This is a genomic window from Candidatus Binatia bacterium (genome assembly GCA_029243485.1).
GTDB lineage: Bacteria > Desulfobacterota > Binatia > UBA12015 > UBA12015 > VGTG01.
On the sequence record JAQWRY010000062.1, the window covers coordinates 1 to 16,134 of the forward strand.

16 protein-coding genes and 1 tRNA gene are annotated in these 16,134 nt (G+C 66.2%); 8 read left to right on the forward strand and 9 right to left on the reverse strand.

What is annotated here, in order from left to right:
- Positions 1 to 96: 96 nt before the first annotated feature.
- Positions 97 to 170, reverse strand: a tRNA-Arg gene (locus tag P8R42_17020).
- A 271-nt stretch (positions 171 to 441) separates the two neighbouring features.
- On the opposite strand from P8R42_17020, the gene P8R42_17025 reads away from it, so the two are divergent.
- From P8R42_17025 to P8R42_17035, 3 genes are all read left to right on the forward strand, one after another.
- Positions 442 to 717, forward strand: coding sequence for a choice-of-anchor Q domain-containing protein (locus P8R42_17025; protein ID MDG2306314.1), 276 nt, complete (start codon positions 442 to 444; stop codon positions 715 to 717).
- A gap of 138 nt (positions 718 to 855) precedes the next feature.
- Complete coding sequence (locus tag P8R42_17030) at positions 856 to 1,773, forward strand: DUF72 domain-containing protein (GenBank protein MDG2306315.1); 918 nt, start codon at positions 856 to 858, stop codon at positions 1,771 to 1,773.
- Positions 1,774 to 1,810: 37 nt separating this feature from the next.
- Positions 1,811 to 2,902 carry a deoxyhypusine synthase family protein gene (locus tag P8R42_17035; protein ID MDG2306316.1) on the forward strand — a complete coding sequence of 364 codons (1,092 nt, stop codon included), beginning with the start codon at positions 1,811 to 1,813 and terminating at the stop codon, positions 2,900 to 2,902.
- Positions 2,903 to 3,222: 320 nt separating this feature from the next.
- On the opposite strand, the gene P8R42_17040 is transcribed toward P8R42_17035, so the two are convergent.
- Both P8R42_17040 and P8R42_17045 read right to left on the reverse strand, forming a co-directional pair.
- Positions 3,223 to 3,426, reverse strand: coding sequence for an ATP-binding cassette domain-containing protein (locus P8R42_17040; protein ID MDG2306317.1), 204 nt, complete (start codon positions 3,424 to 3,426; stop codon positions 3,223 to 3,225).
- A gap of 62 nt (positions 3,427 to 3,488) precedes the next feature.
- Positions 3,489 to 4,364 carry a hypothetical protein gene (locus P8R42_17045; protein ID MDG2306318.1) on the reverse strand — a complete coding sequence of 292 codons (876 nt, stop codon included), beginning with the start codon at positions 4,362 to 4,364 and terminating at the stop codon, positions 3,489 to 3,491.
- Positions 4,365 to 4,480: 116 nt separating this feature from the next.
- Here P8R42_17045 and P8R42_17050 point away from each other — a divergent pair, with 116 nt between their 5' ends.
- On the forward strand, positions 4,481 to 4,882 hold the full coding sequence (locus tag P8R42_17050) for a hypothetical protein (protein ID MDG2306319.1): 402 nt from the start codon (positions 4,481 to 4,483) through the stop codon (positions 4,880 to 4,882).
- A gap of 280 nt (positions 4,883 to 5,162) precedes the next feature.
- Here the strand turns inward: P8R42_17050 and P8R42_17055 are convergent, their stop codons facing one another.
- Both P8R42_17055 and P8R42_17060 read right to left on the reverse strand, forming a co-directional pair.
- Positions 5,163 to 6,467: an MFS transporter gene (locus P8R42_17055; GenBank protein ID MDG2306320.1), complete on the reverse strand. Its 1,305-nt coding sequence runs from the start codon at positions 6,465 to 6,467 to the stop codon at positions 5,163 to 5,165.
- Positions 6,359 to 6,991 (reverse strand): histidine phosphatase family protein, encoded by a 633-nt coding sequence (locus tag P8R42_17060; GenBank protein MDG2306321.1) that lies wholly within the window; start codon positions 6,989 to 6,991, stop codon positions 6,359 to 6,361. Before P8R42_17060 ends, P8R42_17055 begins: the two co-directional genes overlap by 109 nt.
- 508 nt (positions 6,992 to 7,499) lie before the next feature.
- On the opposite strand from P8R42_17060, the gene P8R42_17065 reads away from it, so the two are divergent.
- From P8R42_17065 to P8R42_17075, 3 genes are all read left to right on the forward strand, one after another.
- A complete protein-coding gene (locus P8R42_17065) occupies positions 7,500 to 7,865 on the forward strand; it encodes a hypothetical protein (protein ID MDG2306322.1) in 366 nt (121 codons plus the stop codon).
- 75 nt (positions 7,866 to 7,940) lie between these two features.
- Positions 7,941 to 9,953 (forward strand): hypothetical protein, encoded by a 2,013-nt coding sequence (locus P8R42_17070; GenBank protein ID MDG2306323.1) that lies wholly within the window; start codon positions 7,941 to 7,943, stop codon positions 9,951 to 9,953.
- A 78-nt stretch (positions 9,954 to 10,031) separates the two neighbouring features.
- The gene (locus tag P8R42_17075) at positions 10,032 to 11,114 is read left to right on the forward strand and encodes an NAD(P)-dependent oxidoreductase (protein MDG2306324.1); all 1,083 of its coding nucleotides are present in this window, start codon (positions 10,032 to 10,034) and stop codon (positions 11,112 to 11,114) included.
- Here the strand turns inward: P8R42_17075 and P8R42_17080 are convergent.
- The 3 genes from P8R42_17080 to P8R42_17090 are packed head-to-tail and all read right to left on the reverse strand — an operon-like array spanning position 11,101 to position 13,888.
- Positions 11,101 to 11,973 carry an isoaspartyl peptidase/L-asparaginase gene (locus P8R42_17080; protein ID MDG2306325.1) on the reverse strand — a complete coding sequence of 291 codons (873 nt, stop codon included), beginning with the start codon at positions 11,971 to 11,973 and terminating at the stop codon, positions 11,101 to 11,103. The two genes, P8R42_17075 and P8R42_17080, sit on opposite strands and share 14 nt — an antisense overlap.
- 19 nt (positions 11,974 to 11,992) lie before the next feature.
- On the reverse strand, positions 11,993 to 12,766 hold the full coding sequence (locus P8R42_17085) for an AMP nucleosidase (GenBank protein ID MDG2306326.1): 774 nt from the start codon (positions 12,764 to 12,766) through the stop codon (positions 11,993 to 11,995).
- 33 nt (positions 12,767 to 12,799) lie between these two features.
- Complete coding sequence (locus P8R42_17090; protein MDG2306327.1) at positions 12,800 to 13,888, reverse strand: LuxR C-terminal-related transcriptional regulator; 1,089 nt, start codon at positions 13,886 to 13,888, stop codon at positions 12,800 to 12,802.
- Between the two features lie 614 nt (positions 13,889 to 14,502).
- Between P8R42_17090 and P8R42_17095 the strand changes: the two genes are divergently transcribed.
- Complete coding sequence (locus tag P8R42_17095) at positions 14,503 to 15,225, forward strand: protein phosphatase 2C domain-containing protein (GenBank protein ID MDG2306328.1); 723 nt, start codon at positions 14,503 to 14,505, stop codon at positions 15,223 to 15,225.
- Positions 15,226 to 15,232: 7 nt separating this feature from the next.
- On the opposite strand, the gene P8R42_17100 is transcribed toward P8R42_17095, so the two are convergent.
- Positions 15,233 to 16,102 (reverse strand): phosphosulfolactate synthase, encoded by an 870-nt coding sequence (locus P8R42_17100; GenBank protein MDG2306329.1) that lies wholly within the window; start codon positions 16,100 to 16,102, stop codon positions 15,233 to 15,235.
- Between the last annotated feature and the right edge of the window lie 32 nt (positions 16,103 to 16,134).

Sequence of the window (16,134 nt, forward strand, 5' to 3'; positions counted from 1 at the left end):
CAATTGCGCCCCAATCGAGTTCAAGCATCGATTGCGAAATCGCGGTTCGCCTTCCCCAGACGCAGAAAAGCCCCGCCGAAGCAGGGCTCTTCAAAGTGCGCCCGGAGGGACTCGAACCCCCGGCCCTCTGGTCCGAAGCCAGATGCTCTATCCAACTGAGCTACGGACGCCTATGTCATCGCTCGGGCGCGGCTTGCCGGACCTACTGTCCGCCACTCTACCCCGAGACTGCGTGCAATGTGCGCTCTCTACGTAGACGACTCCGATCGATCGCGCCAGCACCTGACCGTGTAAACCACGCACGCTTCGCGCAGGTCGTCCTCCGTATAGCCATCGCCGCGGTTCACAAGGGCAGGCCGCGCGACCGGCCGAAGGGCCCATCACTGCAATGCACAGTTGCCCCTACTCGCCCGGAGCGCGCATCAGGTACCAGGGGAACCGATGCGCTCCCCCAACACTTCACGGCCCACCCCATCTTCCGCCCTGCGGTCGAGCCCACTTCTCGTCGCGGCCGCGATCGTGGCCCTCGTCGCGACCAACGCCGCCGCAACCACCCTCTGCCTAAACCCTGCCGGCACCGGCGGCTGCTTCGCCGACGTCCAGACCGCCGTCGACGCGGGCAGTCCCAAGCACCCCAAGACCAAGAGCTTCAACTGCCACCCCACGGACCAGCGCGGCGCGGCCCGCAACTGCGACATCGGCGCCTACGAGTCCTGATCGAGCGACCCGCGCCTCACCGCGGTGCTACGACATACAGATGTCGAGCTCCGGCAGACCCATCCGAGAGGGGTACGAACGACCGCCCCGGCCGCACGATCGAAACCCGCCCCAACCTGCGCTAGATCCTCCGGACCCATGCATTTCGGTCGCGTCTCCTCCCCCGAGGGCATCCACTTCGATCCCGTGCCATCCGATCCCCGAACGATCGGCGTTCTCGGCGGCCGGCCCACAGCACACCCACAGCTCTTCATTGGGGCACCGATCTGGGGCGTCCCCGGGTGGGTCGGCGAGGTGTACCCGCCGCGCACGCCGGCGAAACAGTTCCTGCGCCACTACGCGCACCGATTCCCGACCGTCGAATTGAACCCGACGTTCTACACGATCCCACCCGCCGCGCGCCTCGAAGCGTGGCGCGACACCGTCCCCGACGGTTTTCGCTTCTGCCCTAAGGTCCCTCGCGACGCCTCGCATGCTCGACCAGGAAAACAGCGCGACGACGCACTCACCGCATTCTCAGAAGCACTCGACATCCTCGGAACGAGCGCGCCCCTGCCCTTCCTCCAACTCCCTGCGGAGATCGCCCCGATGTCGCGCGCGCAGATCCGCAACATGATCGACCGGCTTCCCGAGCGACATCGCCCAGCAATCGAGTTCCGCCACCACGGCTGGTTCCACGACCAACGACTCGACGACGAAACGTTCGCGTGGATGCAGGACACGAACCTCGCGGTCGTCGTGACCGACGTCGCCGGCCGTCGCGACGTCTTGCACGGGTCACTCCCCTCGCGCCGCGTCGTCGTTCGCTTCGGCGGCAACCGGCTACACGAGACCGACTACCAACGGATCCGAAGTTGGGCCGAAACCCTTACGAACTGGTTCGAACTCGGGCTCGAGGAAGCCTACTTTTTCGTCCACCAGCCCGAGGATGAGTTCACGCCCAGGCTCATCTCGGTCCTCGAAGAGGAAATTCGAGATCGAGCCCCGGAACTCCTCCCCCCGCTCCCACACCTCCTGCCGGAGCCGTCGGGAGACGGACAGCTCAGCCTTCTATAAAGGAAGGAGAACTCCGCAGACCGATGATGGGAGCCCCATGAGCCATTCCGACGATAAAACCTCGAACCCGGCGGACAAATCCGCCCCCCTGCGCAGCGAATTGGGCGACGGCCACGAGGATGGGCTGGAGCCCGTCCGCTCCCTCGACCTCGGCGCCGTCGGCTCGGTGGATGACCTCGTTCGAGGAATGGCGAAAACCTCGTTCGGCGGACGGAACCTGGGCGAAGCCGCCGACGTCTTGGAGACGATGGTCCGCGACCCCGACTGCTTCGTCGTCATGACGCTCGCCGGTGCGATGACCGTCGCGAAGCAGGGCCTCGTCATCGCCGAGATGATCGATCGCGGATGGATCCAGGCCGTCGTTTCGACCGGAGCCCTCATGACCCACGGTCTCGTCGAGAGCGCGGGCATGGTCCACTTCAAACACGACCCGTCCATGCCCGACGAAGAGCTGCTGAAGAAGGGATACAACCGGGTTTACGACACCGTCGAGCTCGAGAAGAACCTCGACGACACCGAGCGGCTCTTGCACGGCATCCTCGATGCCGTCCCCGACGGCGAGACGCTCTGCAGCCACAAGCTCAACCGCATGATCGGCGAGCTTCTCAGCAAGCAAGACCAGGGGCGCGGCCCGCTCCGCTCCGCCTACGAGAAAAACGTTCCCGTCTACGTCCCGGCCTTCACCGACTCCGAACTCGGCCTGGACTACGCAACGCACAACCACCGCCGGCTGTCGCAGGGACGACCGCGCATCCCGTTCGATCCATTCTTCGACCTCGACCACTTCCACCAGCGATTCATCGCGGCCAAGCGACACGCGATCTTCACCATCGGCGGCGGCGTTCCGCGCAACTGGGCGCAACAGGTCGCGCCCTACATCGACATCCTCGGCAAGCGCGTGCCTGAGCTCTTCCACAAGCCGTGTCGCTACCGGTACGCGGTCCGCATCTGTCCCGAGCCCGTCGAGTGGGGTGGACTGTCCGGCTGCAGCTACAGCGAATCCGTCAGCTGGGGGAAAATCATCCCGGCGAGCGAAGGGGGTCGCTGGGCCGAGGTAAAGGCGGATGCGACCATCGCGTGGCCTCTCATCGTCCGCGCGGTCATGGAGCGCCTCGACCGAGCCGCTTAACTTGGGCTTCCCGCAGGCTCACATCTCGGCTCGCAGGGGGATCTGGGAATGGGACGAAGATCATCCGCCGGGACCCTGGCGCGGGGCCTGCTCGCCAGTGCCTGCGGCAATGTCGCGATCGAGTAATCGCCCAAAGGGACGGTGCTCGCGGCCTACGTGCTCCTCGGTCCGTCTACGAATGCCCAGCCACGCGCTAACGCACGCGTGATCGTCCCGGGCGAAGAGCCCTTCTGCTCGGAATTGATCGCCACCGATGGCCGCGGCTACTCGATGCAGTTCCGCGACAATCTACACGGCTTCTCGGTTCGGGTCTGCGAGACTCAGATCTCGTTCGAGACCGGGTCGTCGAGGCCGGCCATCAGATGGAGCAAGCCGGACTTGCCCGACCCACTCGCACCGACCAGGCTAACGCACTCTCCGCGCCCGATCTCGAGTGAAACGTCGTGGAGGGGGCGGACCGCTCCGCCCCCTTCTCGGTAGATCTTTGACGCCGCTTTGACCTCGATAGCTCGAACGTCTGCCACGAGCGGGCGTTCGCAGCGCTCGCGAAACACGGTCAAGAATAAGCGGAATCTATCACCCGCACTCATACGCGTCCGCCGCGCAGCAGAGCTCGCCCGAATCCCGCGAGTTCCGCCATGGAGTGCAGGTGCTCCACTCCATGGCCGCGCGGCAGATCCGCGGACGAAAAGCCCGCGCCGCCGACTATGAAGCCGGGGCGGCGGTCGGGGGCGAGCGAGCGGAAGTGCCGAACCTCGGGCCGCAGGGAGCGGCCCGCCCCCGGGATCGAGGCGCATCGCCACACGAGTAGTGGGCCATAGGTTTCCGCAGCCGACACGAGGGCCGCACTCGGGACGTGCGGCCCTAGGTTGAGCGAGCGGAATCCGACGTCCGCCAGAACTACGGAGGTCATGATGGACGGCAGGATGTACGGGTCGCCCTCCACCGCACCACCCAACGCGACGGGAGCCGCGAGCCGGTCCGGGATGGCGCTGCGAATCTCCATCAGCGCGTGAAGGCAGGCATCGACGGCACGTTTCTCTTGCACGATCCCCGCGGGGCCCTCCCTCCACAGGAACCCGATCTCGCGCAGCGCTAGGCGAATCGGACCGTCGCACAGGGTCGATAGCGGGGTTCCGTCCAGGAATGCCGAGACCAACATCCGCCGGACCGCCGAAGTGTCGGACGCCCGAAGGGCGGCGAGTAGCGCCTCCGCCTCGGGAGCCGAAGCGAGCCCCCGGCTCGGCTCGCTCCGCGGAAAACCCAGCAGGTCCGGCCGCAAGAGCTCCAGCCCGGTCTCCCGGATGAACCGCACGGCCTCGGCCCGCGCGATCCGTCGGTGCCCCCCCGCAGTGCGCTCGGCGCGCAACCGACCGTCATCCGCCCAGCGACGGACGGAGGATTCGGACAGCCCCACCGCGCGGCCCAGATCGCGGGGAGAAAGGTATTCGGCGATATCCACGATCTACCAGTTCTGAAGGATATGAAAGTTCTGTCAATTTAGCCTTCAGGCTTGACTCGGCTTAAAAGCTCTCATAGTGACAGTTTTGAAAGTTTTAAATGAGTACGGGAGGAGCCATGAGCAAAGAAATCACCAGGTTGATCCCCTCCGGCCGAGGCCGGGATCTCGCGAAGCTCGACGAGGTCATGGAACGAATTCGGCCCGAATTCGTGTTCGTGGATCCGCAGCAGGCGCCGTTCTACCACCGCGATAACCAGGAGACGGGCGAGAGCCGGCTGGCCCTCGCCATCCTGGAAGACGCGCTACGTTGCGCGGTCCGCCACGCCGACTCGTCGCTGGAGATTCAGCGTCTCGAGGCGGCGGAGGCGCTGGAATGGATCCAGTCCGACGACGACAACTATTGGCTCGCGTTCGAACCGATCTGTCAGCGGTTCGAGCTCGACCCGGGGTGGATCCGGCAGAAAATCGGGCGCCAGCTCGACACCGCCACCCGCGCCACGGACGCTCACGCCGCGTAGCGCGTCACGGACCTGCAAGCAGGCAAGGCCCCGTTCGCAGTCGCGAACGGGCGCCTACGATCGTTCTAGGCGCAAACTCCTAAGGTCGCGACCGACTGCCCGGCGCACTGCGCCTCGCTTCACTGTCCCAGATCTGCCCGTCGCATCCACAGACGGGGTCGATGACCAGTGGTTCGTATCGAATCGGCTTCATCCCGTTCGTGGTGCGCGAGCGCACGTGGTCGATCGTGTCGGTCGTCGCGCTCCTCCGCGGGACCCGCGGTCACGCGGCCTGAGGCTCCTAAGCCAGCCGGCCAAGGGCACCCGCCCGACGTGCCCATTCGAGCGCCAGACAACCAAAGGACACGAAGAAGACCCCGACGATCAGGAGGACGTCGTGCTGCCCGTACCGATCGACGGCCGCGCCGACGACCGGACCGACGACGAGGAAGCACATCCGGAAAAGTAGGCTCCGCAGCGAGAGGAAGCCGGCGCGGTCCGACGAGGGAATGAGCCGTTGCTCCTGATGGGCGAGCGCGGGTCCGATGAAGCCACGCATCGTGGTCAGACAGAAGTAGAACGCGAAGCCGAAGAGCGCGTGGGCGAGACCCAGCCCCGCGTACCCCACCCCGATCAACACGACACCGACACCGAGGAGAGGACCGAGACCCAACCGGCGGCGACCGGGATCACTGGCAAGCGATCCCAGTGCGACCGTGTAGTTCGCGACGGCCCACAACGGACCGAGCCAAATTACGGGAACGCCGGCACCCTCGGCGTAGAGCGGCACGAGCCACACGGGCAGGAACGAGGACATGCCCAAGACGATCGCAAGAACGATGATTGCGGTGAGCTTTCGATTCGACACCAGAGCGGTCCGCACGATGCCACGCACGTTTTGCCAGTGCCCCCTCGTCTCCGGCGGATGACGCCGCGGCTCGAGAAGCGACCAAGCAACGAAGAAATTGGCGGACCACAGACCCACCTCCAGGAGAAACGGCAACCTTGGCGACCACGCGTACATGACTCCGGCGAGCAGAGCCGCCGTCCCTTCCGCGCTCTGACCGAAGAAGCGCACGCGCCCCGTCCACTTCGCAAACGACTCTTCGTCGTCGGTTTCTCGCAGCGACTCGTAGAGGAGCGCGCTATCGCATCCCGAGACCAGCGCCATCCCCAGACCGAGAAGGACCTCTCCGAGGAGGATCATCGCGAACGTGTCGGCGTACGAGTAGATCGCCCACGCCACGGCGTTCACGGCCGAAGCGGCGATCAGCGTTCGGCGGTACCCGATCCGATCCGCGACGTACCCCGAAGGGAACTCGAAGACCGCCATCGAGAGACCGAAGAAGCCCTGCAACAGCAGGATCTCGGCCATGTCGAGACCGATCGAGTGCTTCCAGAAGAGAGTGATGACGGCGACGGGAAACAACGCCATCTGCAGCGCGTGAAAGAGGCAGAGTCGCGACGGGTTCCGCGCCAGGCTGGGGCCCGAAGGAATTATCCGGTCCCCTCCCCGCTCCCGGCGGTCTCCTCGTCGTCGTGGTCCTCTGCAGAGAGCACCTGCACCCCGCCCGAGCCGTCGGTCGTGACCACGAGAATCTCGCAGTTGCCCGACACACTCGAGTGCTCCCACGTCCCGGTCAGATGGGAGCGCAGCGCCAGCATCACACCACCGTGACTCACGACGACGGTTTGGTGGTCCTCACGAAGAAGCGCATCGACGATCGGACCGGCGCGATCGACCACGTCGAGCAGCGATTCTCCCTGGGGCGGACGCCACTCCCAAAACCGCGCGGGGTCATAGTCCGGATGCTCACGCATCGCATCGTACGGGGCGCCCGCGAGCGCCCCGATCTCACGCTCGCGGATCTCGGGAACGGTTTCGATCTCGCCAGCGTGCCCAATCGCGTCGGCAATGATCGCCGCGGTGCGCTGGGTCCGGTGGTACGGACTCGCCACCATACGGGTGGGCGCAAAGCGGGCTCCGATCGTGACGCCGGCCTCACGCGCCTGCTCGGTGCCCAGCCCAGTGAGGTCGATCTGGTTATCGCGCGAAAACTGCCGGAGCCGATTCCCCTCGCTCTGCCCGTGCCTAACGAGAAGAAGACGTACGACCCTGAGCCCACTCACGGGCAGGTTCCGCTCGGGCCCTGGAGAGCGTCGAGCCCGATTGGGCCCGGCGTGTGCGTGAGCACCATTCCGGTCGTCTACACGTCGGGGCCTGCTCGGTCCACGAAGCCGATTCCCGCTGTCGCCCCGCCGCCACAGGCTCCAATACGATTGCCTGGTCGGCGCACCCGTCGCGATGGAGAATCACGCGTGGCTCGGCTGTCAGGCAGCGCTCCATCTCGATCGATCGCTTCGGGAGCTGGCGCAAGAGCTGCGGCGGACCGTGGGTATCGGCCTCTCGACCCAGATGGGCCTGCACTCCGCCGAAACCGTCCTCGGCGCGATCGGGCACTGCCCGGGCAAATCTGGATCAGCGACTCCACGGCGCGGCTCGTGTCGGACTACTACGAGCTGCGAGACCTCGGGCACTCACTCTGCGCGGTCCGGCACCCGCTGCTGCGAGCGGCGGCGTATCGATTTTCTTGGACGAGCCCCGAAGCGAGGCATCCTCTCCGCTCTGTCCCCAACAGTGAGGGCATGCAGGGATCCGATTCAAGCCGAACGACTCACTCGGGAAGCGCTCGAACTGTCGCGCGGTCACGCAGCGCGGGTGTACGAACTCGGCGCTCGGCTTTCTCGCGCGCACGCCGCACTCGCCGGTCGCCAGGCGTTCCGCGCCGATGAGATCGCCTGCGAACTCGCCCAGATCGAGCAGGCCATCGGCGTCGCAGGCGTGCGCAGGGCCGCGCCCGACCTGCACTGCTACCTGGCTCGCCTCGGGCGGCTCATTCGCGACGAAGACACCTACGAGCGGGGAATGGAGCGAACCCGCGCGCTGTACGTCGAACTCGGAGCCCCCGCGCGGGCCGACCGGCTTCTCGCGACCCCCGACTGATCGGTCGAGATTAGTGATCCCCGCATGGCAGCTGCCCTTTGACTGCCCACGCGGTCCTGCCGTAGCTTGACCGCCATGATCTCATTGCGCGCTCGCGGCCGTGCCTTCCTCCCTCTCCTCCTCGGACTCTCCCTGCTCATCACCGCTTCGGTTGCGGGCTGCGGCGACAGCGCGACGACCGGAGGTAAACCCGCGCCGCTGCCCATCGACGTCGACACGCCCGATGCCGACGTCTGCGAGATCCTCTCGGACCAAGAATGCCTTCTCCCCTTCCCCAGCGACGCACTGACCGTCGCCGACGGATCGATGGACACGGGACGTCGCGTGAACTTCGCGCGCGCCGCCATGCCGAGCAACGCGTCGGGCATCCGAATCGACCCGACCGAGTGGAACCGCAACGACGGCTTCAGCCCCGGAGCCCAGATCATGGTGCGAATACCAGGCCTCGATGACACCGCGTCTGATCTGCCTCCCGTGACGGACCTCGCGCGCTCGCTCGATGCGGACTCCGGTCTCGTACTCCTCGACGCCGACACCGGCGAGCGCGTCCTCGCATGGGCCGAAGTCGACTCGCACGACGAAGATCCCGCGCGCCAGGCACTCCTCATCCACCCCGCACGAAGCCTCCGCGAGGGACACCGGCACGTCGTTGCCCTGCGCCGCCTGGTCGACGGCTCCGGCAACGCGATCGAAGCCCCGGAAGTCTTCCGCGTGCTGCGCGATGGCATCGCGACGACGAACGATGCGGTCGAGGCGCGCCGATCCTCCACGGAACGTATACTGATGGATCTCGCCGACCACGGTGTCGACGCCACCGACCTCTACCTGGCGTGGGACTTCACCGTCGCGAGCGCCCGTAACCTCTCCGAACGGCTCCTATACATGCGCGACGATGCGTTCGGCGCGCTCGGCGGCGACGCCCCGGCATTCAACGTCGACACCGTGACGGAGTCGGACACCTCACGCGTAGTCGTGGGGACGTTCGACGTCCCGCGCTACCTCACCGGGGACGGCTCCCCGGGGACCGTTCTCAACAACGCCGGCGACGACCCGCGCCCTCGCCGCAACGGGACCCAGACCGCCAACTTCGTCTGCGTAGTCCCCACCGCGACCGTCGCCTCCTTCATTCCCCGGAACTTCCTTTACGGCCACGGCCTCCTCGGCACCGCAAGCCAGGTCATCGGCACGGGTCAGGCCGGGGCGGCGGCGAACATCACGTCGTGCGCCAGCGACATCATCGGAATGTCGAACGAGGACATCGGGAACGCGATCGCCATCCTGCAGGACTTGTCCACGTTCCGCGCGTTCCCCGACCGACTGCAACAGGGCCACCTGAATTTCTTGTTCCTCGGCCGCCTGATGCTCCACCCCGATGGCTTCGGCAGCGACCCCGCCTTCCAACTCGACGGGGAGTCCGTCTTGTCCACGAAGGACCTCTTCTACCTCGGTGCGAGTCAGGGCGGGATCACCGGCGGCGCCCTGGCCGCCGTCGCACAGGACTTCACCCGCGCCGTGATGGCCGTCGGCGCGGCGAACTACAGCCTCCTCATTCCGCGCAGCGTCGACTTCGACGAGTTCGACCCGCTGTTCGGCGAGTCGTACCCGGACGCGTTCACCCGACGGCTCGGATTCGGTCTCGCGCAAATGCTCTGGGATCGCGGTGAGGCGAACGGCTACCTCGAGCATTTGACCTCGAACCCGTACCCGGACACTCCGGCGAAGGACATCATGTACTTCATGGCATTCGGCGACCATCAGGTGGCCAACGTCGCGACCGAGGTTGCCGCGCGCACGATCGGTGCCTCGGTACGCGAACCCGCTCTCGCCCCCGGGCGCTCGACGTCCGTCGAGCCGTTCTTCGGAATGCCCGCCATCCCGAGCTACCCGTTCGAGGGATCGGCGCTCGTTGTGTGGGACTTCGGCACGCCCGCGCCCCCCGACACGAATCGCCCTCCGCGCGACGGAGAGGATCCGCACGGGAAGGCCGGAGACGTGGGCGAAGTCCTCGGGCTCATCACGGAGTACATGCGGGCCGCCGGCACCGTCGTCGACGTCTGTAGCGGGGAGCCCTGCACCACGCCCGAGTGAGCGTGTAACCAGAATCGGACTCCTGGGCGTGGTACCGGTAGACGGCGCCTGCGCGACCGTCGCAACCGGGGGGAACCCATGACAGAAGCGACATCTACGAACCGCAGCAGCGACGTCCTGATCGTCGGAGGCGGCCTCGACGGCCTATCGGCCGCCGCCCATGCCGCACCCACCGGCGCCTCGATCACAGTCTTGGAGAAGGCTCGCGAGCTTGGCAGACGCGGCTCCACGCAGAACCGGGACGGCTTCCTGCTCAATCAAGGCCGGCACGCGCTCGACCCGCGATCCGAAACGAGCTTTCATCGCAGGGTGGACTACCGAAACAAGGTCGTGATCGTGACCGGCGCATCTTCGGGCATCGGCCTCGTCACTGCGAGGGCCTTCGCCGCCCGCGGCGCCACTGTGATGTGCGTCGCCCGACGCGAAACTCTGTTGAAGAAGTTGGTCAAGGAGTGCCGTGACTCCTCCCCCGAGACGACCTACCTGTGTGGCGACCTCGGCGAACGGGCCTTCGCCGAACGCGTGGTCGACAAAACCGTCGAGCGCTTCGGTCGCGTCGACGTTCTGGTGAACAACGCCGCCGTGTCCAAACACAAGGAGATCTACCACTCCTCGATCGAAGAGGCGGAATGGGTCATGCGGGTAAACTACCTCTCGCCGGTGTGGCTGAGCTTCACCGCGATCCCGTACATGCTCCGGGCCGGCGGCGGCACCATTGTCAACGTGTCCTCGATGGGAGGGCGAATCCCTCCACCGCGCGAGGCGCTGTACGCCGCATCCAAGAGTGCACTCAGCGCATTCTCCGAGGGGGCGCTGGCCGACCTGGAGGGCTCCGGCATCCACGTCGCCCTCGTCCTACCCGGCGCGATCGACACGGAGATATGGGACAAGGAAGACGAACCGGTCGGGTTCATCGGCAAGAAGTACCCGCCCGAGTTGGTGACCGACGCCATCCTCGACGCGATCGAGAACAGACGGGCGGAGGTCATCGTGCCGCGCTTCGCACCCGGGCTTCTCGCCGCACGCTTTCTGCAGACCTTCTTCCCGAGTTTCCTTCGTCGCGCGGTGGCGCGAACGCATCCGAGCCAGCCCGACGTCATCGCGCGCGCCCGAGCCCGCGCCGAGAACGGCAAACGGCTGGGCGACCTCAGCGAGGGCTGACCGCAGGGCGGGCCGGACGGAGCACCCCACTTCGCGCCGTATCCCCGACGACGGATGCCCACGGCATCGCGGCCGCGTTGCACGCGTACCCAATCCGACCTTCGCGATCGACCAGGATGAGCCCGCCCTCGCCGCCCCCGACCTCGGCGATCTCCAGGGCGACCGCCTCGGCGACCACGATCGGCAGGTGTCCCGAGGCCAGCATTTCGACCGCACGCCGCGCACTCAGCGCCCGAATGATCGCTTCGCCGTCGCCGGTCGCGGAAACGGCGCCGTACGCCTCTTCGGCCCAGGTCCCGGCGCCGGGCAGTGGAGAGTCACCCACGCGCCCGGGCCGCTTGCGCGCGATCCCGCCGGTCGACGTTGCCGCCGCCAGGCCACTGTCCCGATCGAGCGCACACGCTCCGACCGTGTCCCCGCGCCGGTCGGTTCGATCCTCGAAACGCGCGCGAGCCCGGTCGCTGATCATCTGCGCGGGCGCATCCGGCTCGATGCCGTGCTCGCGTGCGAAGCCGAGCGCGCCCGGGCCGCACAAGAGTACGTGCTCTCCGTCGTCCAGGACTAGCCGCGCCAGGCGGACCGGATGACGAAGCCAGGGCACCGCGGCAACCGAGCCGATGCGACGCTCGCCCGTCATCACGCAGGCATCGACCTCGATCTCACCCGCCCGGTTCAGCACCGCACCATGTCCCGCGTTGAACTCCGGATCCTCCTCCAGCACCTCGACCGCGGCGACCACGGCATCCAGGGCGGGCCCCCCGGCCTCCAGGACGGCCGCGCCAACCGCCGCGGCTTTCGCACACCCGGCCCGCAGCAGTTCATCGCGGGCGCCGTCGATGGACCCGGCGCCCCCGTGCACGACAATCGACGAGCTCGGATCAGTAGGTGAAATGCTTGATCCTCTCGCCCTTCTCGTCCATCTCGGTCATCGCTTCGATTCCGATGTCGAGATGTATCTCCGACCACAGCTCGGTGACCTTCGCGTCCGACTCTTCCGTCTTCACGCCTTCGGGCGTGATCGGCACGTCGGAGACCAGGAGCAACGAGCCTCGCGCGATGGCGTTGTCGTGACCGACGATGAAGAGCGTCGCCACCTCCATGTCGATCGCAATGCAGCGTAGGCGCTTCAGCCGATCGAGGAACGCGTCGTCGTGTTCCCACACGCGGCGGTTCGTCGTGTAGACGACGCCGGTGCGGTACTCGTGGCCGTGGCCCACGATCTTCTCCGACACGAACTTGTGCAGCTTGAACGACGGCAGCGCCGGTACTTCGGGAGGCATGTAGTCGTTGCTCGTCCCCTCGCCGCGAATCGCGGCGATCGGGAGTATGAAGTGACCGATCTCCGTCGTGGGTTTGAGGCCACCGCACTTGCCGAGATGCAACGCGGCCTTCGGCTCGCGCGCGGCGAGAAGGTCCATGATCGTCGCCGCGTTCGCAGAACCGATTCCGAAATTGACGATCGTGACGCCAGCACTGCTGGTCGCGGCCTGCATCGGGCGCCCCTCGCCGTACAACTTGCAGCGAAACTTCCCACAGAACTTCTTCACGTAATCGTGGAAGTTCGTGAGCAGGATCCAATCGCCGAACTCGTCGATCGGCATTCCTGTATAGCGAGGAAGCCAGTTTCGAGCTAGATCAAGGCGCTCCGTCACGGCGTTCAGACTACCGCAGACCCGCAGGCACGACTACTGGCGGCTCTCCGGATTTCCGAGAAGGACCAGGCGAACGAGCGCCGCTACCGAGGGAGCTTCCATCTTTTTCATGACGCGAGCCCGGTAGACCTCCACGGTCTTGGGGCTGAGGCCCAACTCGGCGGCAATGGCCTTCGTGGTCCCCCCGGCGACGAGCAGCTCCATCACCTCGCGCTCGCGCGGGGTGAGCGCGGCCGAGCGACTCGCGAAGTCGCGACGTTCGGTGTTCTCCCCTCCCTGCAACCACAGTGGGCTCGGGCCGGAGGCCGTGAGACCGCGCGGGTCCCCGCCGCGGACGATCCCCTGCGGATCCTGCACCGTCTGCACCAAGCGCGCAGCGTGTTGGCGCGCCTGCGCGAGCATCTCGGCGGCCTTCTTACGGCCGGTCACGTCTTCGACGATTCCGGCCACGTGTGTCACGGCGCCGACCGAATCCTGCAAGCCGAACATACGCATGTGCAGCCAGGCGCGGATCGACTGGTCGGAATTGACGAGCCGAAGCTGCAGATCGACGCGCTCCTTGTGGATCCGCGCCACCTCCCCCACCAGCCGCTGGCGGTCGTCCGGATGCAGGGCCGCGAGCGTCGCCGGGCCAGCGACCGCGCCTTCATCGGCCCCGGCGAGGAGTGCCACGAGCCCCGCGCTCGCGTGAACGACCGTCTGCAGGTCGGGCGTGAGCAGCATAAAGCCATCGTGAACGTTGTCGCTGAGCTGCTGAAACCGACCGCGCGCCACCTCGAGCTCGCGGGCGAGCCTGCGTTCTTCGGTTTCATCGCGAACGAGAACCAAACGCGCCTTGGCAGACTTCCCGGGTGCGGTCGCCTCCGCTTCGGAGACGTGAACCCAAACCGGAAGGTCGCCCTTTGCGAGCAGACGGACCTCGCCGCCCGTCGCTTCGGGCCACTGCTCGTCGGCACACAGAAGCGATTCCAGCGTTCGCCCGCGCAGCTCGTCCTCGGTCTGCGCGAGAATCGTTTGCGCTGCCGGGTTGGCGGCCAGAACCTTCCCCGCGCGGCTGGCGAGAAGCACGCCGATCGGCGAGGCCTCGTACAACGGAGCAAGCGGCAACCGATCGAGCTCCATGACCTCGGACCCCGCAAGGGCTTTCGGCTTCGCCCGGCCAGCTCCACCTCTCGAACCTTTGGCGCGACCGTTCGGCCGCACCTCCCCTCGCTCCGCCATCACCACCTCGCGGCCGTCGCCACTAGAGGCGCGCCTTCAGCGCCGTATAATGTACACTAATCGACGAAGTGTCAACTTTTTGATGCTATTTGTCGGCGCTGCGCGACGGGCCCGCGTCAATCCGCAGCGTTTTTGCAAACGTGGTGCTCACAGACGAGGCCCGCGTCACAGCTTCCGTCGGGACTACAAGGACCTCCGTAGTGGCCCGGCGTCCCGTCTTCAACGCTCACCGTTAGCGGATCCGGTGCGCCGCCATCGCAGCCCCCGAGGAGCGCCAGCGCGCAGAAGATTCCTGGCACCACCGAGCGCCACGACCGCAAATCCGCCTTCAATCGCCACATACCTTCCCCCTTGGTTTTTCGTCGCGCGAGCGGACCGCGAGCGACTCCCTCAAGAACCGCCTTTCTCCGGCGCGCTCCGTTCGATATATCATCCGCGGTCCCCTGTTCGAAGGTCGTTTGCGTTTTTTGCAGGCAGCCCTTCATGGAGAACCGCGCCTTCGGCGCACATAGCTCATGCAACTCGAGTGCTACGCAAGGACAGAGACCGGTCGGGTCCGGCCCACGAACCAGGACGCGATCGGCTGCTTCCCCGACATCGGCCTGTTCGCTGTCGCCGACGGCATGGGCGGCCACGAAGCCGGCGAGGTCGCGAGCCGGATGGCCGTCGAGAATCTCCACTCCTCGTTCGCCGGCAACCCGGCCACAGAGCACGGAGACCGACTCGCCCACGCGATTGCCCAGAGCAATGAGGCGATCTTTGCCGCCGGCCGGCCCGGAGGAAAGACCTCTTCCCGACCGATGGGCACGACGGTCGTCGCCCTCTCGTTGTCGATGGCGCCCCGTCGCGCGAACTGGGCATACGTCGGCGACAGCCGCCTTTACGTCTGCCGCAAGGGCGAGCTCCGATTGCTCACCGCCGACCACACGCGCTTCGGAGGAAAATTCTCGAAGAGCGGCGAGATCCCGCTCGACGTCGCCCACACCAACGAACTGCTCGCGGCGCTCGGCATCGAATCAAGGGTTCAGCTGGGAAGCGGCTCGGACTCCTGGCGCAACGATGACGTCTATCTTCTTTGTAGCGACGGAATCTCCGGGCTCGTGACGCCCGAACAGATCCGAGAAGGCCTGTCGCAATCCGCACCGGTCGACGAGATCGGCGCACGCCTGGTCGACCAGGCGATCGACGCGGGCGGCTCGGACAACGCGAGCGTCGTCCTCGTCCGCCCGACGATGTGATCCGGCCCTACTGAATCCTCTTCAGCTTGGGCTTGGCGTCGGAGCGGGCTCCGCGCGAGCGACGCTCCGGTCGCGGGATCTCTGCTTGGAGCTCGGCGTTGCGGCGCTTGTTCCAAATCTCCACGTCGTGGAAGTCGGCCATCGTGTCACCACGAAGTCCGAGACGAAGGGTCTCGAGTGCGATGACCTCGTTCGACGCGATGTTCCCGAGGTTCACCTCAGACCCGAGCTTCTGAACCATGTAGACCTGCTGGGTCTTCTGCGGCGACTCGAAGATGAGATCGGCCGGGTCGACCTTGGCGACGATCTCGTCGATCAGTCCGGCCCGAGCTTCACCGGAGCCGAAGTACAGCCCCACAGTACCGCTCTCGCGCGCCTCACAGATGACCTTCCAGGCGCCGGCGTCCTGGTCGGACTGGATGAGCTCGACCCAACGGAACGGCGGGATGACCTTGTCCGAGTCCTTACTACCGACCTCGGAGAGCACCGTGAATTCCTTGGTGAGCTCACGGATGTAACGCGCCTTCTCCTTCATCGACATGTCGATGACACCGTTCGAGATCTCGACGTGCGTGACGCCGACCTCTCGCGCCATGTCACGGAACTCATCGAAGCGCTTCTGCAGAATCGCGACCTCGACCAACGTTCCGCCGAAGCAGACCGGGATGCCGGCTTCGCGGTACACCTTGATCTTCTCGATGACGTTCTGCGTGACGTAGCCAGTGCCCCAGCCGAGCTTCACGATATCGATGTAGTCCGAACACGTATCGAGCATGTCCTCGACCTGACGAATGCCCATCCCCTTGTCCATGACATGGGTGACACCCACATCTCGGGGCTTGGCGCTTCGGGTCGGCAGGGAGAAGAAATCGAGCATCGTATGTCTCCAGTCTCGGTTGGGGTCTTCGG